Annotated in this window: 21 protein-coding genes; 4 read left to right on the top strand and 17 right to left on the bottom strand. The window is 63.0% G+C overall.

From position 1 onward, the window contains the following. Nucleotides 1-160: 160 nt before the first annotated feature. The 6 genes from iadA to PLU72_18065 are packed head-to-tail and all read right to left on the bottom strand — an operon-like array spanning nt 161 to nt 5,059. Entirely contained in the window at nt 161-1,336 is a 1,176-nt protein-coding gene (iadA, locus tag PLU72_18090; GenBank protein HOT30093.1) for a beta-aspartyl-peptidase, read from the bottom strand. Next, nucleotides 1,333-1,599, bottom strand: coding sequence for a hypothetical protein (locus tag PLU72_18085; protein ID HOT30092.1), 267 nt, complete (start codon nt 1,597-1,599; stop codon nt 1,333-1,335). The genes iadA and PLU72_18085 overlap by 4 nt, the downstream gene beginning before the upstream one ends. Beyond that, complete coding sequence (locus PLU72_18080) at nt 1,596-2,987, bottom strand: YfcC family protein (GenBank protein HOT30091.1); 1,392 nt, start codon at nt 2,985-2,987, stop codon at nt 1,596-1,598. The genes PLU72_18085 and PLU72_18080 overlap by 4 nt, the downstream gene beginning before the upstream one ends. Before the next feature lie 59 nt (nt 2,988-3,046). Then, nucleotides 3,047-3,493, bottom strand: a complete 447-nt coding sequence (locus PLU72_18075) for an N-acetyltransferase (protein HOT30090.1) — start codon at nt 3,491-3,493, stop codon at nt 3,047-3,049. 27 nt (nt 3,494-3,520) lie between these two features. Then, on the bottom strand, nt 3,521-4,708 hold the full coding sequence (locus PLU72_18070; GenBank protein ID HOT30089.1) for a cyclic nucleotide-binding domain-containing protein: 1,188 nt from the start codon (nt 4,706-4,708) through the stop codon (nt 3,521-3,523). A 15-nt stretch (nt 4,709-4,723) separates the two neighbouring features. After that, nucleotides 4,724-5,059, bottom strand: a complete 336-nt coding sequence (locus PLU72_18065; GenBank protein HOT30088.1) for an STAS domain-containing protein — start codon at nt 5,057-5,059, stop codon at nt 4,724-4,726. 143 nt (nt 5,060-5,202) lie between these two features. On the opposite strand from PLU72_18065, the gene PLU72_18060 reads away from it, so the two are divergent. The 3 genes from PLU72_18060 to PLU72_18050 are packed head-to-tail and all read left to right on the top strand — an operon-like array spanning nt 5,203 to nt 7,606. After that, entirely contained in the window at nt 5,203-5,946 is a 744-nt protein-coding gene (locus PLU72_18060) for a thiamine diphosphokinase (GenBank protein HOT30087.1), read from the top strand. Between the two features lie 2 nt (nt 5,947-5,948). Then, complete coding sequence (locus PLU72_18055; protein ID HOT30086.1) at nt 5,949-7,046, top strand: aminoglycoside phosphotransferase family protein; 1,098 nt, start codon at nt 5,949-5,951, stop codon at nt 7,044-7,046. After that, complete coding sequence (locus PLU72_18050; GenBank protein HOT30085.1) at nt 7,043-7,606, top strand: DOMON-like domain-containing protein; 564 nt, start codon at nt 7,043-7,045, stop codon at nt 7,604-7,606. Before PLU72_18055 ends, PLU72_18050 begins: the two co-directional genes overlap by 4 nt. On the opposite strand, the gene PLU72_18045 is transcribed toward PLU72_18050, so the two are convergent. From PLU72_18045 to PLU72_18035, 3 genes are all read right to left on the bottom strand, one after another. Then, nucleotides 7,572-9,848, bottom strand: a complete 2,277-nt coding sequence (locus tag PLU72_18045) for a hypothetical protein (protein HOT30084.1) — start codon at nt 9,846-9,848, stop codon at nt 7,572-7,574. The genes PLU72_18050 and PLU72_18045 overlap by 35 nt on opposite strands. 380 nt (nt 9,849-10,228) lie before the next feature. Continuing rightward, nucleotides 10,229-11,137, bottom strand: a complete 909-nt coding sequence (locus PLU72_18040; GenBank protein ID HOT30083.1) for a LysR family transcriptional regulator — start codon at nt 11,135-11,137, stop codon at nt 10,229-10,231. Between the two features lie 54 nt (nt 11,138-11,191). Continuing rightward, nucleotides 11,192-12,460: an Nramp family divalent metal transporter gene (locus PLU72_18035; protein ID HOT30082.1), complete on the bottom strand. Its 1,269-nt coding sequence runs from the start codon at nt 12,458-12,460 to the stop codon at nt 11,192-11,194. Between the two features lie 383 nt (nt 12,461-12,843). On the opposite strand from PLU72_18035, the gene pruA reads away from it, so the two are divergent. After that, entirely contained in the window at nt 12,844-14,493 is a 1,650-nt protein-coding gene (pruA, locus tag PLU72_18030; protein HOT30081.1) for an L-glutamate gamma-semialdehyde dehydrogenase, read from the top strand. A gap of 79 nt (nt 14,494-14,572) precedes the next feature. Here the strand turns inward: pruA and PLU72_18025 are convergent, their stop codons facing one another. The 8 genes from PLU72_18025 to PLU72_17990 all read right to left on the bottom strand — a co-directional run. Further along, nucleotides 14,573-16,696 carry a hypothetical protein gene (locus PLU72_18025; protein HOT30080.1) on the bottom strand — a complete coding sequence of 708 codons (2,124 nt, stop codon included), beginning with the start codon at nt 16,694-16,696 and terminating at the stop codon, nt 14,573-14,575. Nucleotides 16,697-16,706: 10 nt separating this feature from the next. Next, nucleotides 16,707-18,101 carry a radical SAM protein gene (locus PLU72_18020; GenBank protein ID HOT30079.1) on the bottom strand — a complete coding sequence of 465 codons (1,395 nt, stop codon included), beginning with the start codon at nt 18,099-18,101 and terminating at the stop codon, nt 16,707-16,709. 44 nt (nt 18,102-18,145) lie between these two features. After that, on the bottom strand, nt 18,146-18,901 hold the full coding sequence (locus PLU72_18015; protein ID HOT30078.1) for a class I SAM-dependent methyltransferase: 756 nt from the start codon (nt 18,899-18,901) through the stop codon (nt 18,146-18,148). After that, nucleotides 18,898-19,881 (bottom strand): NAD-dependent epimerase/dehydratase family protein, encoded by a 984-nt coding sequence (locus PLU72_18010; GenBank protein ID HOT30077.1) that lies wholly within the window; start codon nt 19,879-19,881, stop codon nt 18,898-18,900. Before PLU72_18010 ends, PLU72_18015 begins: the two co-directional genes overlap by 4 nt. Continuing rightward, nucleotides 19,878-20,942, bottom strand: coding sequence for a radical SAM protein (locus PLU72_18005; GenBank protein HOT30076.1), 1,065 nt, complete (start codon nt 20,940-20,942; stop codon nt 19,878-19,880). The genes PLU72_18010 and PLU72_18005 overlap by 4 nt, the downstream gene beginning before the upstream one ends. A 46-nt stretch (nt 20,943-20,988) precedes the next feature. Beyond that, on the bottom strand, nt 20,989-22,161 hold the full coding sequence (locus PLU72_18000) for a glycosyltransferase (GenBank protein HOT30075.1): 1,173 nt from the start codon (nt 22,159-22,161) through the stop codon (nt 20,989-20,991). A 208-nt stretch (nt 22,162-22,369) separates the two neighbouring features. Further along, a complete protein-coding gene (gene preA / locus PLU72_17995; protein ID HOT30074.1) occupies nt 22,370-23,617 on the bottom strand; it encodes an NAD-dependent dihydropyrimidine dehydrogenase subunit PreA in 1,248 nt (415 codons plus the stop codon). 1 nt (nt 23,618) lies between these two features. Next, nucleotides 23,619-24,898: FAD-dependent oxidoreductase (locus PLU72_17990; GenBank protein HOT30073.1), on the bottom strand; the 1,280-nt coding region annotated here is incomplete at its 5' end.

The raw sequence follows: 24,898 nt of genomic DNA, 5'->3' as shown, positions 1-24,898 counted from the left end.
AAGCGGGCGAGGATCCGCTGGCGGAGGTCGTTGCCGGTTGTGGAATTTTCCTGTTCCTACCGTGGATTCTGGGCACCCTGGCGGCACTCTGGCGATTCTTCGGCTGGTGACTCCGGGGAAGGGTGCCTGACGGCAATGCTCGCATCGAGGGTGACTCCGATCAGGAGATGAAGGTCCCGTGCACCACGGCTTTCCCGTCGCGAACCATCACCCGGCCGTTGGCCATGACGGTATCGATCGCGAGGTCATCCTTCCGAAGCAGGACGAGATCGGCATCGTTCCCGGCCTTGATACAGCCCTTGCCGCGCAGTTTCAGGATCTCGGCCGGATTTGACGTGATCACTCGCAGAGCTGTCGAAAGATCGACTCCTTCCTGAACCACGGCATCCCGAACTTCCGGGAACAGCGAGGCGCAGGTGCCGACCGTCAGCCCCCGCAGTTTCCCGTCTGGCCCGAACAGCGGCAGGCTTCCCTGCCCGTCGGAGGAGAAGGTGATCCGATCGGGCGGAACCCCCTCGGCGAGGATGGTTCCGAGGGCCCGGCTGCACTTGATTTCCCCCTCGTCCAGGAATTCCTTCGTTGTGCTTGTGGTGAAATCGACATAGCCGCCTCTGCGGGCGTATTCGATCCCGCTCCTGAACAGCTCGGGGTTGCGGCCGATATGGGTCGGGACGAACTGGGACAACGGAATTTCCGTCGTTGCCGCGATCTCTTCCAAAAAGCTCAACATCCGCTTGCCGTCGCCCAGGTGAATGTTCACGATCCCCGCCTTGCCCGCCAGAAGACCTCCGACTCTCGCCGCGGCCGCGATCTTCGCGATCTCGGAGACGGTCGGCTGGGACGAGCGATGGTCCGACATCGCGATCTCACCCACCCCGATCACTTTGTCGATCAGGATGAGATCGTCTTCGATGCTCCCGCAGATGGTTCGCACGGGAACCTGGTATGACCCCGTGTAAATGAAGGCGGTCACCCCTTCCTCCTCGAGGGCGCGGGCCTTGGCGACGAGGCTCTTCATCGAGCGGGCGATCCCGTCGGTGCCGAGACAGCCGACGACGGTTGTCACGCCGGCGCAGGTCATGTCCGTGAGCCCGATCTCCGGCGTCCGGGTCTTGAACCCGCCTTCTCCGCCCCCGCCGCAGATATGGACGTGGGAATCGATGAATCCGGGAACGACCAGCTTCCCTTCGGCATCGATCGTCTCGAGGAAATCCACGTCCTTCGGGAAGGAGCAGGAATCGGCCACGCCGAGAATCTTCCCTCCCCCGACGAGGATGTCTTTCCGTCCAAGATACCGGGGCGCATGGACCTCTCCGTTCCTGATAACCGTGATCATGGCTTTCTCTCCTGTTTTTTTCGACCGTCAGGGCCATTTCCGGACTTTCCCGACGTCGGGACTCCCTTCGTCGGACGGGGCGGGCGGAAGCGGGTTTCGCGTGCCCGGAGAAGATCGAGAGCGTCCGAAACCTCGGGGGAAGCGGCAGCGGATATCGGTTGCCGGTCGATGTCGAGCGCCATCTCCTCGATCGTGAACGCCGTCGGCGAGGCCCAGAAGCCGCGGAGACGGACCTCCCGCATGGCGCCTGCCGACCGTTTCACCAGTTGAACACCACCGGGGGAATCAGCAGCAGGAGGGCGATGACGAAAAAGACGATCTGAAGGGGAATCAGCCATCGCAACCAGGTCTCGTAGGGGATTCCCGCCAGGCCCAGGATGCCCATCGTCACGCCCGACGTCGGAAGAATGGGATTGATCCAGCCTTCCCCGAACTGGAAGGCGAGGACGGCCGTGAATCGCGTCATCTGCAGGACGTCGGCGAGAGGCCCCATCACCGGCATCGTCAAGGCCGCCTGCCCGCTTCCTGAGTGAATGAAGAAGTTCAGAATGCCCTGGGTGATGAACATTCCCTGGGCAGCGAGAATCTTCGGCAGGCCCGAAATCGCGTTCCCCATGTGGAACAGCATGGTGTCGATGATCTTGCCGTCCTCGGCGATGACCAGCAGGGATTTGGCCGTAGCGATGATCAGGGCCACGCCGACCATGTCCCGGGCCCCTTCCTTGAAGGCGTCGGCGATGGCGGAGGGCGACATGCCGCTGATCAGCCCGGACAGAATGCCGAGCGCGAAAAACAGTCCGGCGATCTCGACGATGAACCACTCGTATTTGAGGATTCCCACGACCAGGGCGACCATCGTCAGGACGAACGAGGCCATGACCAGAAGATGGGCGCGGGTGACACCGGAGGGGATTTCCCCGGCGGCTCCCGTTGCCGCGGCGGAGGTCTGCCTCGCGCGATCGAGCTCGTACACCGGGCTGAGCGTCGGATCCCGCCTGATGCGTGCCCCATACCACATCACGAATCCCACCACCCCGATCGTGCTCACCAGCCAGATGAAGACCCGATACCCCAGCCCCGTGTCGTACGGCATTTCGCAGATTTTGAGCGCAACGCCGACGGTGAACGGATTGAGGGTGGAGCCGGCGAATCCCGCCGCCGCCCCGAGAAAGGGAATGGCGGTTCCGACCAGGGAATCGTATCCCAGGGAGATGGCGAGCGGAATGAAGATCAGGATGAAGGGCATGGTCTCTTCGCACATGCCGAAGATGGAGCCGCCGAGAGAGAACAGGGTCATCGTCACCGGGATGAAGAATTTCTGCAGGGCCGGCCGCCGGGCGAAGATCTCGGCTACCCGCTCGAGGCAGGCATTGATGGCGCCGGTCTTCTGGATCACCATGAAGGCCCCGCCGATCACGAACAGGAACACGATGATCTCCGAGGCCTTGGTGAACCCCTTGACCGGAGCGGTCATGACCGCTCCCAGCCCTTGCGGACGCCCCTCGATCGTCTTGAACGAATTCGGCATGACGAGGGTCTTTCCGTTGACGACCTGCCGCTGATACTCTCCGCCCGGAATCACCCAGGTCAGAACGGCAACAACCAGGACCATCGAAAAAATCATGACCAGCGGATGAAAATGGAATTTCACGTTTTCCCCTCATCGAGGCGCCCGCGAAACCCCGCGGACGCGAATTTATATCTCGATATTTATATATCGAGCACTTTCCAAAGTTTTCGGCCGTCCTCTCCGTCGGGGTAATACCGCGGCAGGAGCTTCGTCGACCGGTAGCCGTGCTTTTCGAAGAAGCGGATCGAGGCGGCGTTTCCCACGCGGGCCTCGGCGCAGACCGCCCGCATTCCTTCCCGGCGGAAGAGTTCTTCCATGGCGGCAAGAAGAAGCCCGGCGGCGCCGGTTCCCTGGAGACTTCGATGGACGGCGATCTTGTAGATCCGGCCGGACGGCGCGCCCCGGAAGCGGCGGAGCAGGCCGACGATCTCGGCGCGGATCGTCCCGTCGTCAGCACGAACCACGAGGCATCTGCACGTCGGGGAACGGAGAAGACGACCGATCTGCGCCGGCTTGAACACGTCGACCGAGGGGAAAAGCTCCCGCTCGAGGGCGATGATTGCGGGACCGTCGGCAGGGCGCGCCACCTCGGGCATACAGCTTGGCGGCGGGTCTCAGGTGAACAGCGACTTGAGACGGGAGAAGATGCCGCCCTTTCGCGACTTGGCGACATGTTCGTCGCCGGTCAGCTGACTGACGAACCGCGCGATGTCGGCGCCGGCTGGCGAGTCGGGGGAGCGCTCCACGAGCGGCAGGCCCGCCAGTTCGGCCTCGGGCACGCCGGCCAGGTCGAACGCAACCGTATCGACGTAACCGACCGAAAGCTTCCTGAACTCGTCCAGAAACGCCTGCTGGCCCTCCCGATACTTGTTGACCAGGACGGCAAACTTGTCCCTGTGATAGTTCAGGCGGCTCATGACCCGGAAAAGGCGGTGCATGCGCGTGATGCCGGCAATATCGCCGAGGGTGGCCAGGACGATGAGGTCTGCCATGTCCCAGGCGAGGAGAGTCTGGTCGTCGATCTCGGCGCGCGTGTCGATGACGACGTAATCATACTGTTTGCCGAGCACCAGAAGAATCTGGTTGAGCGCCGTCCGAGAGATGATTTCCGCTTCCTGGGGGAGTTCGGGGCAGAACAGGAAATCGATCTCGTGACGCCGCGTCATGAACCCCTTGATCCGGTCGTAGACCAGCCGCTCCTCCTTCTGGATCAGCCGGCCGACGTTCAGAGCCGCGGGAGCGCCGACGAACAGGCTCGCGTTGCCGAACTGCATGTCCCAGTCGAGGAAGACGACGCGCTTCCCCGTTCGCGCGAGAAGAACGGCGGTGTTCACGGCGAGCGTGGTGCAGCCCATGCCGCCCTTCGGCGCGTAGAAGGTGATCACCTTGCCCATGATGTCGGGCGTCGAGAGCGCCTCGCGGTAGGTTCGCGACAGAGCGAGAAGCAGCTTCGTTCCGACCGAGATCGACTCGACCATGAGCTTCTGGAGGCCCTCCCGGTTCATGACCAGGAGCAGGGAGTGTTCGACGGCGACCGCGGTGCTCATGTAGATCTGGTTTTCCCGGAGCAGCGCCTCTTCGCCGAAGAAGCCGCCGTCCTTGATGACGCCGAGCGTCACGTCGTCAGCCGAGTCGATCGTCGGCCGCTGTACGATCTTGACGGCGCCCGTCTCCACGATGAACAGGCGGTCCGCCGGCGAGTCCATCTTGATGATGACCTCGTTTTTGGCGGCTTCCCGGTGGGTCAGATACCTGCGAAGAATGTCGAAATCGGAATCGGAAAACCCTTTCAATGCATACATATCGTTATATATCCACTACTTCGGAAGCCTGACGGCGTCCGCGACCGTTTCCACGATCGGGAAATGCCGTTCGAAGCCGACGAGCTGGAACACCTTCTTGATCGTCGGGTTGCAGCCGGCGAGGATGAGCTTTCCGCCCTTGGTCTTGAGCAGGGAGACGTTCGCGACGATGCCGCTGATGCCCATGCTGTCGATGATCGCAGCCTTCTTGAAGTCGAGGATGATGATTTTGTGGTCGGCCTCGAGCTGCTGCCTGATCGCGGCCGCCAGCTCCATCCCGTGGTCGCCCGTAATATCGTCGGGGACAGCGATGACCTGACATCCCTCGACCGTCGAAACATGGAAAACCATTCTACCCTCCCGCTCGAATATCTTACCGAGCCGCATATTACCAGATTCTCCCCCCCTCATCAATGAATTCCCCCCTTTCCTCCTGAATATTTCACGCACCCGGGCATTGCCGACCGAGGTTTTCAAATGGTAGTGATGAAGGCATGTCGAACTCTTCACCTTTTCGCCGCCACCTCGTCGTTCTCGGCGGACCGGACGACCCCCGGGCTCACCAGGCTCGCGATGCGGGCACCACCGGCATGCCGGAAGGCCCGTGGGACGATGTCGTAGCGGTGGACGGCGGCGGGAACGTCCTGCGTTCGTGGAACGTGGCTGCTCGGACCGTCGTCGGCGACGGCGACTCGATCACCCCCGAAGCCTCGGCGTTTCACGAGGCCGCCGGCGCCCTCTTCCACCGCTCACCGGCCGACAAGGACGCGACCGATTTCGAGCTGGCCCTGAACGTCCTGGACAGCGCGCCGGAAGACGAGGTGCATCTCGTCGGCATGACCGGAGGGCGCACCGACATGTCGCTCGCCAACCTGCTCGTGCTGGGCGGCCAGACCGGCAAGGGCCTCTTCACGTTCGATCTGCCGGACGGCTGCGGCGGCGTGATGGGCCCCGGCTCGCTCGAGATCGACCTGCCCGCCGGAACGCCGGCGGCGCTTCTGGCTCTCGCGCCGGCGGTGGCGGGCATCGTTTCGGACGGCGTTCGCTGGCCGCTGAGAGACGAAACGATCTCGCTCAACGAGGCCCGAGGCGTGAGCAATATCGTCACGGCTCCCCCGTGGCGCCTGAGCCTGGCCTCGGGCTCGCTTCTCTGGCTTCTGCGCGGCATCCGCCGCCGCGACGTCCGTCTCGCCTGGACCGTTCCGGGCCAATCCTCGAAACGCGGGAGCCCCTCGTGACCATGAACGATCTTTTCCGCATCGCCGGCAAGTTCCGCCCTGCCGATACGATCGCCGATGTCCGTCCCTACGGCGCCGGCAACATCAACCGCACCTTCCTCGTCGTCTGCGGCGCTCCCGAGACGGAGCGGTTCATCCTTCAGCGGATCAACTCGCATGTGTTTCCCAGGCCCGACCTGGTCATGAAAAATATCCGCGTCTTCACCGCCCACGCAGCACGCAGGCTCGAGGCCGAGCCGCTTTCCGCGAACCGCCGCTGGGTCGTTCCCGAAATCGTCCCGACCCTGCGCGGCGAAGACGCGTTTTTTGACGAGGAGGGGGCGTGCTGGCGCGCGCTGAGCTTCGTCGGACACGCCGTCGCCCACGACATTCTGAAGACCCCGGAACACGCCCGCGAGATCGGAACGGCCCTCGGAATCTTTCATGCGCTCGTCAGCGACCTGCCCTGCGCCGACCTTTCCGACACGCTCGAAGGGTTCCACGTCACGCCCCGCTACCTGGACCAGTTCGACAAGGCCCTCGCGACGGGGCGGCGCATGGATTTCGCCGGCTTCTCCCACGCGGTCCGGTTCGTCGAGACGCGGCGCGAATTCGCCGGAGTTCTCGAAAAGGCCAGGGCCGGCGGCAGGTTGTCCCTGCGGCCGATCCACGGCGATCCCAAGGTGAACAACATCATGCTGGACGAGACGAGCGGCCGGGCGGTGAGCATGATCGACCTCGACACGGTCAAGCCCGGCCTCGTGCAGTACGACATCGGCGACTGCCTGCGGTCCGGCTGCAACCCGCTCGGCGAAGAAACCGAAGACTGGGAACTGGTGCGGTTCGACACGGCGATGGCCCGCGAGATCCTCCGGGGGTATCTCGGCGAGGCGCGCCGCTTTCTGACCGACGACGACGTGGCGTTCATCGCCGACTCCGCGCGGCTGATCGCGTTCGAGCTCGGCCTGCGATTCCTGACAGATCATATACATGGCGATATATATTTCAAGGCGACCTATCCCGGCCACAACCTGCATCGCGCTCTCGTCCAGTTCCGGCTCTGCGAGAGCGTCGAGGAGCAGCTGGGCGAGATCGCCGAGATCGTCCGTTCCTGCGCATGACGACACCGACGCGCCCCTTCCGCCTCGCGCCGTTTCCCGGAAGCGCGGGGACGTCGGGAATCTCGGTATCCGGCACCGTTTTGCGTCAGTCCGAAGCTCTGGCGGTCCGCTTCGAGGTGACCGGCAACGTCGGCGATATCGACATCGCCCCGCCCGTCGGCGCTCCCGAACGGCGCGACAAGCTCTGGGAGGCGACGTGCTTCGAGATGTTCCTGGGAATCCCCGATTCCGACGCCTACCTCGAGTTCAACCTCTCGCCTTCGCACCACTGGAACGCGTATCGGTTCGACGGGTACAGAAAAGGCATGCGGAACGAGCCGCTCCTGCGGGAACTTCCGTTTGCGACGGAGCGGACCTCAGAACGTTTCAGCCTTTCGCTCGAGCTCGAGATTTCGAGCCTGGTCCGCGACCGGCACCCCGTCTCGATCGGCCTCACCGCTGTCATCCTGATGCGGAACGGGACGACGACCTACTGGGCTCTGTCGCACACGGGGCCGGAGCCCGATTTTCACCGGCGGGACAGTTTCAGTCTCCTGCTGCCGGCCCATGAAGGCGCCTAAACCGGATCGCCTCCGCAATCCGCTTTGCCGCGCCGGAACCGGCGACGTCTTCGGGCGAAGGCAACATATCGTCTGATATATTCCCGTCGAGAATGTCCCGTATCAGGAGTTCCGCCCTGGCCGCGGGCAGGTCGTCGGCGTTCCCGCATTTCACCGCCTCGAGATCCGCTTTCCACGAGGCATCGCCGACGACCGACGCGCCGGCCGCCGGAAGCATCAGGCGAGGTTTCGTCGCCTCCGGAAGAGCATCGATGAGGGCGGCGATGGCGGACTGCAGCGTCGCCGGCGCCTCGACGGCACGATACGCCGCCAGGCGTTCCCGGGGAGGGAGCCCGAGGGCGGATACCGGCCACTCGTCCGCCTCCGTTGACATCTCCCACGCCCGGGCCTGTTCCACGCACCGGAGGAGTTCCGATCGGACCGGCCGATGGCAGAACTCGCCCGTCGCGGGAAGCCACGAGACGTTCCCGGCGGGATCGACCAGCTGAAACCTGTAAAACAGCCCCGATCCGGGAGCCGGCAGCGAGGTTTCGAAACCCCGCCCGCCGAGCGTGAGCGCGCACAGGTGCGAGGTCGTGGGCGATTCGTCGAAACGCCTGTAGCTCAGCCACACGCTCACCCGGTCGGGCGAACGGTCTGAAATCGCGGCAAGCGGCAGAAGGAGTCGATGGTCGGCGCCATCCCCGGGAAGCGGCGGGATGAACCGGGAAGGGGGAACGCCGCCCTGCCGGGAATCAGCCGCGACGCCGCCTGCCGCAAGCTCCGGAGGAGTATCCTGCACGTTCGATTGCATCAGGTCGATGCCGGGGGAAACGACCGGCGCAACGGCCAGCGCGGGGGAAGAAACGACCACGCCGCCCGGCACAACCACGGGAGCGGTCTGGTCGAGCACGATCGTGACGGCGGCCGAAAACTCGCTCGAGTTGCCGGCGCTCGAACCGGAGGAGTCCCAGGTGGTGTCGGCGGCCTGCGCCAGGATGAGGTTCGAGCCCGGCTCGAGCTTCACGTTATCGATCGTGAAGGTTCCGTCGGCGTTCGCGGTTCCCGAGCCGATGAGCGTGCTTTCGCGGCGGAGCGTGATCTTCACGGGGCCGCTGTCGTGCGGGGCGTCCGTCGCACCGCGACCGGTGATGCGAACATGCGTGGTGTTCACCGGGGTTTTCGGGGAATCGATGACGGGCCGCCCGGGCGCCGTCCGGTCGACGACCACCGTGAACGGCGCTCCGGGGGCCGACACGTTGCCGAGCGGATCGACCCGGCGGGCCGTGTATTGGTGCGTGCCTTCCGCGACCGGGGCGAGCGCGACGGACCAGGTGTCGGCGCCGGCGGCGAGTTGCGCGGTTCCGACAACCGTCGAACCGTCCAGCACCTCGATCTTCTGGGGCTGAGACTCGACGGGCAGTGTCCCCTGGAGCGTCAGCGATTCGGAGCGGCTCGGCGAGACGGGCACGCTCGTGTTGATCTCGACGATCCCATCCGCGGCAGCGTCGACCGTGAACGCCGTCTGCGCCGAACCCTCGTTTCGCGTCGCGGCCGGCTCGGTCGCGTCTTTTCCGGAGACGCGAATCGTATAGACGCCTGGAGTCGTGCCGGCGGGAACGGTGATCTTGTATCGACCGCTCGTATAGGGAGCCGTTTCCGGCGTTTCGGGAACCGGCGAGCCCCACGCTCCCGGCAAAATCGAAAATTTCGGAGTCTCACCGAGGGCTTCGCCGCTCGACAACTGCACCACGACCTCGTTGTGCCCCGCCTGGGGCGACACGACCGCGCCCGACACGACGGAAAGCGTCAGAACGGGCGCCGTCCGGTCGATCCTCACCGGCCGGTTGGCCGGAGCATCGGGCGATCCCGGCGAGTTCGGCACGGCCGTCTCGATCACGGAAACCGTGAAATTGTTGTCTCCCTCGCCGAGCGCGGCGGCCGAAAGCGTGAAATCCGCCTGCGTCTCCGACGTGTTCACGGTTCCGATCCCGGAGCCGCCGGTCTTGAACGTCGCGCCGAACGGCGGGGTGTCGCCTGTCCAGGCGGCATGCAGGGTGATCTTCTGGCCGGCGTTGTATCCCTTTCCCAGGTCGTCCGGTGCGGTGATCGTGCAGGTCACGCCCGTTACGGCGGCCCGGGCTGGCGCCGAAGCGCAGAAAATGGCCGCAGCAATAATATATATAGCTATATAATATCTTGATATTTTTAAAGATTCACGCCGCGCCACTCGCGGCTCGAACGACCGGCACCGGCTGGTCATGCGCCATCGCCTCCGTTTCAGGAACCCGACTCAGGCTTTTTCGGCGGCTTGATCTGCGACGTCTGCTGCGGCTGCCCCGGGAACCGGGCGGAAGGCCGCTCAGGCCCGCCGCGCAACGGGTGACTGGCCGGCCGGGGAGCCCGAACCATCTGCTTCCGACCAAGAAGGGCATTCTGCCTGTTCGCAATCCCTTTCATCACGTCTCCGGGCCACACTGGATCTTCTCTGTCTGAATTATACCCGCCTTCCCCCGGGGGGCGGTGACCGCCCCCCCCCCCCCCCCCCCCCGGGGGGGGGGGCCCCCCCCCCCCCCCCCCCTTCACGGGTGGCATCTCCCAAAAGCATGCCGTATGGCCAGGGCAGCGCGGGCATCGGGGCGGCTATCGGGGCGTCAGATGAAGGCGTCTGGCGAATTTCGTGAATGCAACGATATTCGGGTCGGTCAGTCGGTCCTTGAGACAGTACAGAAAGAACTTGTCCTCGCGAATCCGGACATTCGGGAAAATCCGTTTCAGGCTTCCGCTCTGCAGTTCATTCTGCACGCAGTATGCCGGAACCAGGGCGACACCGGCACCGGAAGAAGCCAGGTTGATGAGGCCCCTCAGGTGATTCACCGGAAGCATCCTGTCGGGGGTCAGTTCGGTCGTCGACGGCAACTGGGCCAGGAATCGCTGCCACCAGTCGCCGCCCGAGTCGAGCGTCAGCCAGACCGCCCGGTTCAGATCGTGGAGCCGCCTGATGCGGAGCCTGTCGACCAGGGCCGGGGCGGCCACCAGCAGGTACTGTTCGCGAAACAGAGGCTTGCGGGCAAGTTCCTCCCGGGCATGGACCTGGCAGTCGATGATCAGGTCGAGTTCATCGGCCAGAAGGGGCCGCAGCAGGTCGTGGCTGAACGTGAACCCCATCTCGATCATGGGGTGTTTCTCCAGGAACGGCGCCACGCCGCGGGCCAGGACGCTGTTTCCGAACTCGACGGTCGCCCCCACCTTCAGCCTGCCGACGAGTGTTTTCGCGTCGCTCCGCAGCATCGCCTCCCGGCAGCGGCGCAGGTCGGTGAAGATTCGGCCGCACGTTTCCGCGAGCAGACGGCCCGGGCCGGTCAGGCGCACCGGCGGCCGGTTCCTGGCGAACAGGCTCGCCCCGGCGCTCTTTTCGAGCTTCCGGATCGCGTGGCTCACCGCCGACTGGCTGATGTGCAGGCGCTCGGCCGCCTCCGTGAAGGTGCGCGACCCCGCCGCGACATGGAACACGTACAACTGCTGCAGATCGAACGGCTCCTGCTCGTGCATCGAATCATGATCTCCTTCAAGGCTCGCCGGTATCGGCCCGGCTCGTCTCCGCATTCATCCCCCGAACATAATGGAACGCAGAAGCAGGATGTTGAGCACGATGACGACCGCGGCAACAATCCACAGCATCAGTTTTTCCACCGTGTCGTTGGCATGGACTCCCATGACGGCCGGCGACGATGTCAGGACGATCTGGGAAACGATCGTGAGCGGCAGCTGGATGCTGAGCAGCATCTGCGACACCACCAGCCCGCGGAAGGGATCGCCAACGAAGGCGATGGCGATCAGGGCGCCGGCGATCGTAATGGCGATGCCGGCTTTCGTATGCCCGTCTTCGGTATTGTATGGTTCACTAAATATACCAGCGAATATAGTTCCGCCGGCCATTCCGGCGGTGACGGAAGAGGAAAGGCCGCTCATCAGCAGGGCGATGGCGAAAATCACCGCCGCGCCGTTTCCGAGAAGCGGTTCGAGGAGACGACGGGCCTCCTCGAGTTCGTTCACGACCGTTCCCGAAGCGTGAAACGCCGCCGCGGCCATGATGATCATCGAGCTGTTGATGGCCCATCCGACCATCATCGAGAACAGCGTGTCGAGAAATTCGTATCTGAGCTGATGCCGGATCGTCGTTTCATCCTCGAGGTTCCACTGGCGACTCTGGATGACTTCGGAATGGAGAAAGATATTGTGCGGCATGACGACGGCGCCGAGCACGCTCATGACGATCATCAGGCTGCCGGGCGGAAGCGTGGGGCTGACCCAGGCGGCGGCGCTCGCGGCCCAGTCGATCTGCACCATTCCCAGCTCGATGAGAAACGAGAGGCCTATCAGGGACACGAAGCCGATGATCCATTTTTCGAGACGCCGGTACGAGTTGCTGAGCAGCATGTACAGCACGAACGCGGCGGAAAGGACGCACCCGATGGCGATCGGCAGGCCGGACAGCATCCGGAGGCCGATCGCCGCGCCGAGAATCTCGGCCAGAGCCGTGGCGATGGAGGCGAGAACGGCGGTGCCGAGCACCAGCCGGCTGACCGGCCGGGGAAAATGCTTTGTCGCGGCTTCCGACAGGCAGAGGCCGGTGACGATGCCGAGGTGGGCCACGTTGTGCTGGAGAATGATCAGCATGACCGTGCTGAGGCTGACCATCCAGAGCAGGGTGTAACCGAACTGCGAGCCGGCGGCGAGATTCGACGCCCAGTTGCCGGGGTCGATAAAGCCGACCGTGACGAGAAGCCCCGGCCCGACGTATTTGAGAAACTCCATGACCTTCGGGCGATGGATCACGGACAGGCGTTGGAGAAATTCCAGAAGCAGGTTCATCGCGGGAATGGTACTACATGACCCCATGCGAAATCAGCATGTCGGTTTTTATCGGCTTTTCAAGAGCTCGACGATCACGTCTATGACGATTTTCTTGAAGACGAACAGGCCCGCCAGCCGGCCGCAACCGTCCCATTCCCTTTCACGTCCGGCCCCTGTGAGGAGCCCGCCCCATATTCGACGAAACCGCGTCCACACCGGCGTGCCGGCATAATATTCAGAGAGCGCATCTGGCAAGTCCGTGGTCCCCGACCGCGCGCCCCGTGTGCAAATATCATGAATATCATTCATGAAAACAATAAATACTATTCACTTTTCATCATGATTCGCCTCTGGCATGATTCGGGCATCGATTCATCCACCCAACAGGAGCGACCACGACCATGCCCTTGCTCAACCTTCACACGCAGTGTTCCCGGCCGGCGAACGAACCCGGCTTTTCCTACGCCCCCGGCACCGAGCCCAGGCAGGCCCTCAAGGCGGAGCTCGCGAGGCAGTCGCAGCAGCCGATCGAGATCCCTCTGCTAATTGGCGGCAGGGAGATCCGCACGGGAAAACTCGTCGAGATCCGGGCCCCCCACCGGCACGATCTCGTCCTCGCGCGGTATCATCAGGCGGGCCCCGAAGATGTGAAACTCGCCATCCGCGCGGCGCTCGACGCGGCAGCCGACTGGGCGGCCCTTCCCTGGGCCGAGCGGGCGGCGATCTTCCAGAAGGCGGCGGAACTGCTGGCCGGACCATATCGAATGGTATTGAATGCGGCGACGATGCTCGGCCAGAGCAAGACGGCGCACCAGGCCGAGATCGACTCGGCCTGCGAGATGATCGACTTCCTGCGGTTCAACGTCCATTTCTGGGACGGCATCTTCGCCGACCAGCCCCCCGTCTCGCGCACCCCGGACGCCTGGAACCGGACGGAATACCGGCCGCTCGAGGGGTTCGTCTTCGCCGTCACGCCGTTCAACTTCACGGCGATTGGCGGGAATCTTCCCACCGCTCCAGCGATGGCCGGCAATGTCGTCGTCTGGAAACCGGCCGGCACGGCCGTGCTGAGCAACTACCACCTGATGCGCCTCCTCGAGGAGGCCGGGCTGCCGGCGGGCGTCATCAACTTCGTGCCGTCGCGCGGCTCGACGATCGGCGATATCGTGTTCAAGCACCCCGCGTTCGCCGGCCTGCACTTCACCGGCTCGACCTCGACGTTCAACGAGATGTGGCGGCTGATCGGCGAGAACCAGGCGAAGGGCGTGTACCGCAACTACCCGCGGCTCGTCGGGGAAACCGGCGGCAAGGACTTCGTCTTCGCCTGCCCCGACGCGGACCCCGTGCCGCTCGCGGTCGCGCTGGTTCGCGGAGCCTTCGAATACCAGGGCCAGAAATGCTCGGCCGCGAGCCGCGCCTACCTCCCGGCATCCCTGTGGCCGAAGGTCAAAGAGATGATGGGCGGGATGCTCGCGAAGATCAAGGTCGGCGATGTCGCCGATTTCACCAACTACCTCGGCGCGGTCATCGACGAAGCCTCGTTCAAAAATATCGCAAGCTATATCGATTTCGCGCGCAGTTCGGCCGAAGCGAAGATCGTCTTCGGCGGCACCTGCGACAAATCGAAAGGCTGGTTCGTCCAGCCGACCGTCATCGAGACGACGAACCCCACATTCAAGCTGATGGCCGAGGAGATCTTCGGCCCGGTGCTGACGGTCTACGTCTACGACGACGCGAAACTCGACGAAGCGGTCGCCCTCGTCGACACCACGAGCCCCTACGCCCTCACCGGCGCCGTGTTCGGCAAAGACCGCACCCTCCTCGACTCCGTCTCGGGCCGGTTGCGGTATGCCGCCGGCAACTTCTACATCAACGACAAGCCCACCGGCGCCGTCGTCGGCCAGCAACCCTTCGGCGGCAGCCGCTCCAGCGGCACCAACGACAAGGCCGGCAGCCCCCTCAACCTTCTCCGCTGGGTTTCCCCGCGCACCGTGAAGGAAACCCTCACCCCTCCCCGCACCTTCGAATACCCCTTCATGTCCGAACCCTGAGGGTGATCGTCACAACCACCCATGGAATTTCTCATGGGTGGCTTTTCATATCCAACGACGGGAAGTCAGAACGACTCACTCAGGAGGAGCGGCAAACCTTGTAGATGCGCACGCGCTCCTTTGAAACGACCGGCAGCAGGTCTTCGGGCATTTCAGCGGCCCATGCCGCTTCGGGAGGAAACGGATGGAAAAGGATGAGGTAGTCCGCCTTCTCTCGAAGCCGGGTAAGCCAAGCAGCGCGATCGCCGCAACGCAGGACGTCTTCGGGCGCCTTCAAAAAGGCGTCGACGATCTCTCCGGACGCTGTGATCGGCGTGTAGAAAACGGAATTTTGGAGTCTGCTTCCCAAAAGCGGATACATAAACCAGTTGTTCCCACCCCGACCATCGTATCCGACCGACATGGAGACCCGAAACGGGCAACCGGGACGGTCCACGAATATCCAAGCCGGAACCTGGTCTCGGGGGAAATCGTGAAGCTCGAACGCCGTTTCAAGGGCGCGATGCCTCAGCGATGCCAGCAGGAAAGGCGCACCCACGACCCATACGACCAGGAAAACGGCGATCCCCCATGCGCGCGCGCCACCTGCCGGGTTGTTTCCCGGAGCCGATCTTGCAAACATTCCGTACAGCGCCGCCGCCACGGGCATACTATATAATACAATATTAATAGTTTTCCAGCCGGCATTCCAGGACAGGGGTATCTGGAGAAGGAGAGAGCAGGCAAGACACCCCCACACTGCTTTCTCGATCATTGCCGTACGGCCGCGACCGCTGAAGCATGCCAGGGCCGACATCAGCATAACAGCCAGGGGAAACAGGAGAAATCTGGATGACGACACAGCCCACAGGAATCGGATCGGAAACATCCGTTCCGAAAAGTATCCGCTCATTGTGAAGATCGCTCCCGCGAGCAGGATGGCCATCTTTCCCCACCCGCCACCGGCACCCAACCGGAGCAGTCCCCATGGAATCAACGGCGCCAGGAACACAACGAGCGGCCCACAGGCCGTCGCCAGGGGGAGTATCGTCAGAAACGGCGTCACCGCAGACATGGGAACATTCCTCGACACTTCAACCGCCTTGTTGAACAAGAACTCCTGATACTGCTGATGCTTTGCCGATTCCGGGAACAGACTGACGCCGGCGATCGACATACCATAGGGATACAGTGGAGAACCGGTATGAATCCATGCCCTGACATACCAGAACGACGATGCCGCAAGAAGAATTCCCAGGAGCACCAGACCCGTGATGACCGGTCTTATTGGACGGCGGTCTTTCGATATATACATATATAAAACGCCGAGCAGCGCCGGTGCCAGATGCGGTACGGCCACCAGCTTCGTTCCGACCGCCAGTCCGAACGCTGCCATGGAAATGCCCAGAAGCGTGCGGCTTCGCACATCGAGAGCGCGGAAGAGGAAAAGATACCCCGTCAGCAGATGGGCCGTCATGCAGTTTTCCACGTAGGCCGTGTTCACGTAGCTAAAGACGGCAGCATTGAAGCAGAGAGCCAACCCGCCCAGGAAGGCTCGGGATGGCGCAATGCCGAACGTGCGCGAGAGTCCGTAGAAAGCCCCGAACATCTGCAGGAGAAACGGATAATTGATCAGATTGACAAACCGGTCATCCCCAGCGAATCTGAACATCCACGCCGCGATGATCTCCCAGTTCAGGGTGAAAAACTGGCACGTGTCCCAGTTTTCCGGAGCATGAAACAGAAAGAGCCCGTTTCTCTTCGACCACTCCGCCGGCAGCCAGAGATGGTAAATCAGGCTGTCCCAGCTGAGCGGAGGCAGGACGAACGCCCTGAACACGGCACACACCACGGTCCCGGCGGCCAGCCACACGACACCCCGCTGCCACGCAGCCAGTCCCGACAAATCCAAGCCGGCGCAGGAACGCAACACATCCCGGAGCAGCTCACGAAAGCCGTTCCAGGTGAAAGACGCGACGATCGCTATCGCAAGTCCCAGCACACTTCCGGCGACGGGAAGCGAGAACAGCCTGAGTTGCAGCAACGGCAGCGCGAGAACGACAAGAAGGAAATGCCAGAGGGTGACGGCGGCGGCAACTCGTCCGGCAAGGCTTTCACCGGGAAGAAGCCGCTGGGACGCCCCTGACGCGGCGATTCCACCACCGAGGATGAACAGGCAACAGGCCGCCGTCGCGCCAAGCGAAGCGAGAACGTCCGCTGCCATGGTTCCGCGCTTACCAGCGCTTCCAGAACATCGCGGGGATGGCGCGCGAAATCGTCTTCAGTTGATTGAAGATATGCTCCCGCGGCTTCCTGACAGCTTTCATGAGATGCTGCAGGCTGATGTAGAATGTCCGGTAGGCTTTCTTTGCCGTCGCGCGGATCTCCGCGTTTGAGAATTGCGGCATGTCGGGCTCGCCCTTTTCGTTCAGCCAGCCGTTTCTCTTCATCTCCTCATAGTACGAAGTCCCCGGGAAGGGGATCATCAGCTGGAACTGCGCCGTATCGGGATTCAGCGAATACGCCCACCGGATCGTCTTCTCGGCGGACTCGACGGTCTCGCCGGGGAAGCCAAACGCGAAATCCCCGTGGATCATCAGCCCGGCCTTCTTGGCATCGCGGGTGAACCGGGTCATCCGCTCGGGAGTAAGCCCTTTCCTGATCCGCTGCAACACCTTCGGATCGGCCGATTCATACCCGACGTGCAGGTTCCGGCAGCCGGCCTTTTTCATCAGCTTCATCACGTCGAGCGACAGATTGCCGCGTGAATAGCACGACCACGGCAGCCTGTTCCCCGCCCTGAGGAAGCCTTCGCACAGCTCCTGCGCCCGCGGCTCCGTCAGCGTGTCGTCCTGGAGCATGATCGATTTGACGGCAGGCATCTTCCGCGCGATGAACCCGAACTCCTCCACAACGTTTTCCACACTGCGCGTCGTGTAGCTTTTCCCGGGAATCAGCGTATGGACCCACAGACAGTAGGTGCAGAGGCCCCAGGAACATCCGCGGCCCGTGAACATGTCCATGTATGGAAACAGTTCGGAGGGCGTGTGATAGCGGTACATGTCGACATTCCGTCCCAGAAAGTCAGAGACGAAGGGGATCGCGTCCAGCTCCGCCGTGGTGAGAGGCGCGCGGCGAGGATTCTCCACGACCTCCCCGCCGTTTTTCCGGACGAGGTTGGGAATCGACGCGGGATCGTCACCGTTGGCAAAAGCCCCCAGGGGCAGTTCGAACGGCCCGGTGACGAGATGTTCGATCATCCCGGACTTGCAGAGGGTCGACTTCGGATCGATTGAGGCATAGGGACCGACGAAGATGCCACGACAGCCGATCTTCTTCAGGAGGGAATCGGCGAACGCCACGTCGTTGTCTTCGCTCAGTCTTCCGGAATAGACCGCGATCAGGTCCGGCCGGAAGTCTTTGACGATATCCGCCGTCGCCTCGTGGGTGAGATCGTGGGCGGGAGCATCGATCAGCCGGACCGTGTGTCCGAGCTTCTCCAGCCATGCTCCGGCATAGCCCAGCAGGATCGGGTACCACTGGGTCGCCGACAGCGAAACGAAATCGCAGCGTGCGTTGCGCATGTATTCGGATACAAACGGCGGGCTGAGAAGGATTATGCGAGCCATGAGCGGCGTCTCCGTTCTGCATGGATGTTCGTCCAGGCGTTCATTCAGGATTCCGGTTTCCTTGCGATCAGGCGGATCAACGGGGCATAGCGTCTGGTATGGACGGTCTTTCCGAACAGCCTGTCGGTGATCGAATTCAGACCGTACCAATGATACGTCATGGTGACGGTAAAGCCTTCACGGGCAAATGCGGCGTTCAGCACGTCGTCATCGATGCCCCGCTCCCCCCATTCCGACAGGCGGTAGAGGGCGTAGGTCAGCCGGGAGTCAGACCGGCGGTATTTGCCCGGGGAAAACCGCAGGAGCCGGTAGAACAGCAGCAGCGGCTTCCACATCCGGAAGAAGGCGGCGCTCATATCGTGGTCGGCATAGAACATGCCGCCCGGCTTGAGGATGCGAAATGCCTCACGGGCCACGGCCGTCACATCGTAGAGATGGTGCAGAACGGCAAACGCGGCAACGGCCGCGAAGCTGTCGGGGGCAAACGAAGCCTGATCGACGCTCGAAGCGACGGCCATATCGAACCGGTCCCGGTACGTCGCGAGAATTCCCGGCGAAATATCCGTTCCGATGCGCGTCTGGAAAATACCGGCGGCGCATTTCGAGATGAAACCGCTTCCGGCACCCAGATCGAGCAGCGGCCCGTCGGGCGCGTCCCGTCGCAGGTGTCGCAGGATCGAACGCACGTAGTCCGAGAGGTCCTCCGAGCGTCTGCCGTCGACAGCCTCGTACCGGTCGGCCAGAAGGTCGTAAAACCGGCGGTTCGCGTTGCGAACGTCTTCGGAGCGCACATTTTTCATGGGAGAAGCCCCTCGCGCCGATAGTATTCGATCGCGGAACGGAGCGTTTCGCCGATGCCGAACCTGGGCCGGTATCCGAGATCCCGCTCCGCGAGGGCGTGGGAATAATATTTGTAGAGGAATAGATCCTCGAGAATCTGGGGCGTCAGAAACCGCCCACCCGCACAACGGGCAGCCACGGAGGCTCCGACGGACACGAACCATCGGGCGAACCGCGGCACCGGCACGAGGAGGCGGCGGCCGGGGAACTGGCCGGCAATCTCACGGACAAGCCCGGCGAACGTCAGATTCACTCCGCCCAGCACATAGCGCCTTCCCGGCGTGCCGTTCAGATGCGCCGACAGAATGCCCGCGCAGGCGTCCCGCACGTCCACGACGTTGGTTCCGCCCGGCGGCAGGGGAACAATGCGGGATCCATGGACTTTCCTGATCATCGTTCCGGAGTTCATCGTCCGGTCCCCCGCTCCGAACACAGTCGTGGGATTGACGATGACGACCTCGCACCTGCCCCGTTTCTGACATTCCAGGGCGGCCTTTTCCTCTTCGAGCTTGCTGGCCATGTAGGGGTTCCGATTCACCAGAGCGGCGGCGGGAACGCTCGATTCATCGAGAATCTTGGCCGGGTCTTCCGAAATGCCGAGCGTGCAGGCGCTGCTGACGACGGTCACCCGGCGGATTCCCACGCGTTCGGCAGCCGCCAGCAGGCGCCTGGTCCCCTCGCCGTTCACCATCATCAGGTCGTTCAATCGAGACGCATCGAACGTGATGAGAGCGGCCATATGGACGAGGCCGTCGATCCCCGGCGGAAGCTTTGCCTCGAGATCCGGGTCAAGTATATCGCCATGTATACGATTCACCCCGGTCGGCAGACGGCAGTCAGGGCTTCGGACGAGAGCGCTCACACTCATTCCTTCGCGAAGAAGGCAGGGGACCAGCGTCTCGCCGATGAACCCAGTCGCCCCGGTGAGAAGGAGTTTCATACCGGCCGCTCCGGACCGAAGGCGACGTCCCAGGAAAGAGGAAGCCTGGCGGCACCGCAGGTCTTCTTCAGGACGTCCTCGCGGAACCGGTCATCCGTCGATGCGAGGCAACGCGGATGATACGTCGAAAAATACGGGTTTGCGATCGCCCGGTTCCGGATGTCGGCGACGGACTCGTCGAAGACGTTTCCAGCGGTGATGTGGATGAACGGGCAGGTCAACACGTCGCCATACGTTGTGATATACAATATTTCCTTCGCCGCCCCGCAGCCGCGAGGGCCGAAGTTCGCCTGGAAATCCGTCCGCAGAAGTGAGGAAGACCGGGTGAGTGACTCGATGTAGGCCACATCCTCGTCGGTCAGAAGCATGTCCGTCACCCCGGCCCAACGACCGGCCGGAACCGGGAAAATGAAATACAGCAGCACCTTCAGGTCCTGGGCGAGCTCGATCAACCGCTTCAACCCCTGCGAATGGACGGAACCATGGGTAACCACCGTCCCCAACGTCACCCGGAATCCCATCCCGAGGGCGAGCTTGACGCCGTTGACAACGGCGGAGAACGCCCCCGGCTTGTTCCGGAATCGGTCATGTTCCTCGGGAATCCCGCTGTCCAGGCTGACTGTGAGGATGTCGACCCCGCACGTCCGTAGCTCGCGCAGTTTTTCGGGCGTGATGAGCATTCCGTTCGTCGTCACGGAGATGACGTTCATCCAGGGGTTCACCGCCTTGATGATCCCCGGGAGCTGCGGCATCATCAGCGGCTCGCCGCCCTGGAAGGAGAAGTTCACGGCTCCCAGCGCCATGCTCTGTTTCGCGACGCGGCGATAATCCGCCGGCGCCATCCGTCGGCGCGGAACGCGCGACTGCAGGGCCGTCGCAAAACAATGTTCACACGCCATGTTGCACTCGAACCCGATGGAAAAATCGACATACCGCAGGGGCGGCGACCGGAGCACATACGAGCGGAACACGGCATGCGCGAGCCGGACGAACAGCAACGGTTTGTCCGGCCGGAACGCGTACCGCACGTTCTGAAGAAACGTCTTCACCCAGGTGTTCATACTCGAGCCTTTCCGTCCGTGCGCCGGCCAGCCGATGCGCGTCCCTTCATTTCACTGCGTCTCCAATCCGGGCATAGCTGCTGGTCTGGCGATAGAACGGGTAACTGACGGCCATGGCCAGGAGAATCGAGAGAGATATGATATATCCTTTCACCATCGTCGTAATCGACGACTTTGCGGCCTCTTCGGGAAGCGGCACGGTGGAGAAGACGAAGCTCGTGATCACAAATGTCAGGAGTATGCACGTGACGCCAAGGATCAGCGGAACGAAGCTGCTGAGGGAGAGGAGCGCGCCGGCGATCAGGAACCACCAGATCAGGAGGGCCGGCAGGAAGAGCTGCTGCCCGATCCTGGTGATGAACATGGTCTTGCAGAACATCCCCATGTCGGGAAGGCGGTGAAGGAACCGCAGAGACTCCCGCAGGAATGCATTGCTCTTGCGGAACTTGTGGGCAATGAACATTCCCTGATCCGTCGGCACCCGTATTTCCTGGACCCGCGCATGATGGGAAAAGATCGTGCGGCCGCCGGACGCATGCCCCATATAGGCGACATAAATATCATCAGCTATTACATCATCCGGGAACGACGTGACCAGGGACCTCCTGAACGCGTAGCAGGGGGCGACCACGATGGAGGAACAGCATGCGTCGCTTTCCAGGAATCGGCCCTTGTTCTGGGATATCCAGTGGTATTTTTCCATTTCGAGGGCTTGGGGGTGCGGTGAGCAGTAGGCGCCGACGACGAGCACGTCCGGCCCCCGTGCAAACTCGGCGATGCACCAGCGCAGACAGTCCTTTTCCATCATGGCGTCGGCATCGGTGTTGAAGATGATCTCACCTTTTGCCTGGGAGAGGGCGAAATTCAACTGGTTGATCTTCCCGCCGCGTGGAGACCGGAGAACCGTGAACGGTTCCGACGGCGAGATCGCCTCTTCCAGCAGAGCCACCGTCCGGTCCTTCGATCCGCCGTCCACGAAGAGAACTTCGAGTTTTTCTGGTGGGTAGGCAAGCTCACGGATGTTCGCGAGCTTTTCGGCAATGCCTCCCTCCTCGTTGTAGCAGGGGACGATGACCGTGATGTGAGGGAGATTTTCGGGGATCGCGGGGGGGGTGAACCCCTTGAGGATTCCCATTACCCTGAGGAGGATGAAATACCCGAACATCATCCAGACGATGATGCCGGTGACGAGATAAAAGCTGAATTCAAGAAGCCACATAGCTGTCTGTTTCTGCCCGGGAAGGCACTTTCCCGTTGCTCATTCTAACACTCGTTCCTGATCTTACCGTCTCCTCCGGCGCGAGTATAAGGTGTACGCAAGAATCATGTCCAGGGAAAAGAACCGATTCAAATCTCCTCCCCGGAATCTGTTTTAGAACGGCGGCCCGCGAAAATCTCCTCGTGCTCACTTTACTTCGCTGAAGGGTTCAGCCCAGGGTGACGGTGGGTTTGCGCTTCCAGGAGTTTGGCATTTCGCGGAAAGAGATCAGGCCGGTGACGGGGCAGACGAAGCTGCAGACCATGCAGCTCAGGCAGGCGTCGTCGTCGAGGTTCGGGCGGCGCTTTTCGGCGTCCCAGGAGAGGGCGCTGCCGCCAGCGTCGCGGCAGACGATGTAGCACTGGCCGCAGCCGACGCAGCGGTCGAGGTCGTAGGTTGCGATTCCCTGGCGCATGACGTCGAACTCGCCGGTCTCGTGGACGTTGCCGGCGGCCTTTCCGACCAGGTCGGCCACGCGGGCGATGCCGCGCCGGGCCATGTAGTCGGACAGGCCCTCGATCATGTCCTCGACGATGCGGTAGCCGTAATGGATGATGCCGGTCGTCACCTGGACGGTCGTCGCGCCGACGAGCAGGTATTCCAGCGCGTCGACCCAGGTCTCGATGCCGCCCATTCCCGAGAGCGGCAGGGCCAGTTCGGGATTTTTCGCCATCTGGGCGATGAACTTCAGGCCGATCGGCTTGATGGCCGGGCCGGAATACCCGCTCATGGCGCCCTTGCCGAAGACGTTGGGCCGGGGAACGTAATCGTCGAGGCCCACTTCCGAGATGCCGGCCACGGTGTTGATCGCCGAGATGCCGTCGGCGCCGCCGCGCTTGGCCGCCATCGCCGGCTCGTTCATGTCGGCGATGTTGGGCGTCATCTTGGCCACCAGCGGCAGCTTCGTGACGCCCCGCACGGTCTCGGTGAACTTTTGGACGAGGTCGAACGCCTGGCCGACCTTGGCCCCGGAGCCCTCGACCGTCATGTGCGGGCAGCTGAAATTCAGTTCGAGCATGTCGGCGCCCGCGTCGGCGGAGGCCTTCGCCAGGTCGGCCCACTCCTGGTTCGAGAAGCCCATGATGCTGGCCATCACGATGTGTTTCGGGTATCGCTTCTTGAGCCAGGCGATGTCGCGCAGGTTCGGCTGAAGGCCGCGGTCGGTGGTCTGTTCGACGTTCTGTAGGCCGATCAGCCGCTTCTCGCCGTAATGATACCCGTGCATGCGCGGCGAAGGGTGGTAGATGGGAATGCGGTCGCTGACGAGAGTCTTGTAGGCGACGCCGCCCCATCCCGCCTCGAAGGCGCGGGCGATCATCTCGGCGCTGTTCGAGACCGGCGACGACGACAGCATGAACGGGTTCAGGAACCGGACGCCGCAGAAATCGACGGACAGATCGATGATTTTATTCGGCATACTATTTTTCTCCTCCGTTCGGCGTCTGCAGTTCGAAATGAGCCATGACGGCCCGCGCCGCCGCCTTGCCGTCGGCGACGGCCTCGACGACGGTGGCGGGGCCACGGACGATATCGCCGCCCGCGAACACGCCCGGCAGCGAGGTCCGGCCGGTCCCGGCATCCGCGACGATGAGGCGCGCCCCGGTCACGGTCACGCCCGGATACAGGTCGGGCGATCCGGCGGGGGCCTGGTTCCCGATGGCCTCGACCACCGTCTGCACGTCGAGAATCCACTCGGTACCGGGGATCTCGACCGGTTTTCGGCGGCCCGACGCGCCTTCGCCGCCGAGCTGCGTCCGGACCAGCCGAAGCCCGGAAAGGCGCTTGCCGTCGCCGCGAACGATGCCGACCGGCTGATTCAGCAGGAGAAAATGAATCCCCTCGGCGAGCGCCTCGCGACGCTCGTCCTCTTCGGCGGGCATCTGCTCGTAGGAGCGGCGATACACCAGGTAGACATCGCGCGCGCCGAGTTTTCGGGCGACCCGGGCGCAGTCGATCGCCACCGAGCCGCCGCCGACGATAGCGACCGCTTTTCCCGAGCAGGCGTTCGCCGGCTCACCGGTATTCCCGGAACGAAACGCTTCGAGGAAGCGGATGGAGGAGAAGACCCCCTCGCCCCGGCCGGAATCATCGAAGAGGCGCATCGGCTCCCACAGGCCGGTTCCGATGAACACCGCCTGGTATTCTTTCTTCAGCAGGGCCTCGACCTCGCCGCGTCCCCGGAGAGGCGTCGAACAGCGGAACTCGACGCCGAGACTTTTCAGGTCGTCGATCTCATGGCCAAGGAAGCGTTCGTCGAACCGGAAGGAGGGAACGCCGTACCGCAGCACGCCGCCCGGCTCATCACGCTCCTCGAAGACGGTGACGCCGACCCCGTTCTTCGCGAGCTCGGCGGCGCAACTGAGGCCGGATGGCCCCGCACCGATCACGGCGACCTTTTCCCGCCGGGGAAGCGGCTTCATATATCGAGGATTATCGAACGGATTGAACCCGATCTCGCGCGCGTGCTCGACGAGGAACCGCTGGATTTTTCCGATACGGACGGGCCGGTCGATGCCGCAGGCGCTGCACGCTTTTTCGCACATCCGGGCGGCCGGGCACAGCACACCGCAGACGCCTCCGAGGATGTTGTTCTCCTTGATGGTGCGGATCGCTCCGGTCACGTTGCGAAGGCGGAATTTCCGGATGAAGGTTCCCGGGTCGGTTCCGGCCGGGCAGCCTTTCGAGCAGGGCGGTTCGT

The organism is Candidatus Ozemobacteraceae bacterium (assembly GCA_035373905.1).
Lineage (GTDB): Bacteria > Muiribacteriota > Ozemobacteria > Ozemobacterales > Ozemobacteraceae > MWAR01.
The sequence above is the reverse complement of the archived record's forward strand: the minus strand, read 5'-3'. Positions and strand labels throughout refer to the sequence as shown.

What these genes read in the sequence shown, in the direction of transcription:
- preA (HOT30074.1), bottom strand. Translation starts at nt 23,617, where the DNA reads ATGCCGAATAAAATCATCGATCTGTCCGTCGATTTCTGCGGCGTCCGG.
- PLU72_18055 (HOT30086.1), top strand. Translation starts at nt 5,949, where the DNA reads ATGAACGATCTTTTCCGCATCGCCGGCAAGTTCCGCCCTGCCGATACG.
- PLU72_18035 (HOT30082.1), bottom strand. Translation starts at nt 12,460, where the DNA reads ATGAACCTGCTTCTGGAATTTCTCCAACGCCTGTCCGTGATCCATCGC.
- pruA (HOT30081.1), top strand. Translation starts at nt 12,844, where the DNA reads ATGCCCTTGCTCAACCTTCACACGCAGTGTTCCCGGCCGGCGAACGAA.
- PLU72_18060 (HOT30087.1), top strand. Translation starts at nt 5,203, where the DNA reads ATGTCGAACTCTTCACCTTTTCGCCGCCACCTCGTCGTTCTCGGCGGA.
- PLU72_18065 (HOT30088.1), bottom strand. Translation starts at nt 5,059, where the DNA reads ATGGTTTTCCATGTTTCGACGGTCGAGGGATGTCAGGTCATCGCTGTC.
- PLU72_18005 (HOT30076.1), bottom strand. Translation starts at nt 20,942, where the DNA reads ATGAACACCTGGGTGAAGACGTTTCTTCAGAACGTGCGGTACGCGTTC.
- PLU72_18025 (HOT30080.1), bottom strand. Translation starts at nt 16,696, where the DNA reads ATGGCAGCGGACGTTCTCGCTTCGCTTGGCGCGACGGCGGCCTGTTGC.
- PLU72_18015 (HOT30078.1), bottom strand. Translation starts at nt 18,901, where the DNA reads ATGAAAAATGTGCGCTCCGAAGACGTTCGCAACGCGAACCGCCGGTTT.
- PLU72_18045 (HOT30084.1), bottom strand. Translation starts at nt 9,848, where the DNA reads ATGACCAGCCGGTGCCGGTCGTTCGAGCCGCGAGTGGCGCGGCGTGAA.
- PLU72_18050 (HOT30085.1), top strand. Translation starts at nt 7,043, where the DNA reads ATGACGACACCGACGCGCCCCTTCCGCCTCGCGCCGTTTCCCGGAAGC.
- PLU72_18000 (HOT30075.1), bottom strand. Translation starts at nt 22,161, where the DNA reads ATGTGGCTTCTTGAATTCAGCTTTTATCTCGTCACCGGCATCATCGTC.
- iadA (HOT30093.1), bottom strand. Translation starts at nt 1,336, where the DNA reads ATGATCACGGTTATCAGGAACGGAGAGGTCCATGCGCCCCGGTATCTT.
- PLU72_18010 (HOT30077.1), bottom strand. Translation starts at nt 19,881, where the DNA reads ATGAAACTCCTTCTCACCGGGGCGACTGGGTTCATCGGCGAGACGCTG.
- PLU72_18040 (HOT30083.1), bottom strand. Translation starts at nt 11,137, where the DNA reads ATGCACGAGCAGGAGCCGTTCGATCTGCAGCAGTTGTACGTGTTCCAT.
- PLU72_18070 (HOT30089.1), bottom strand. Translation starts at nt 4,708, where the DNA reads ATGTATGCATTGAAAGGGTTTTCCGATTCCGATTTCGACATTCTTCGC.
- PLU72_18020 (HOT30079.1), bottom strand. Translation starts at nt 18,101, where the DNA reads ATGGCTCGCATAATCCTTCTCAGCCCGCCGTTTGTATCCGAATACATG.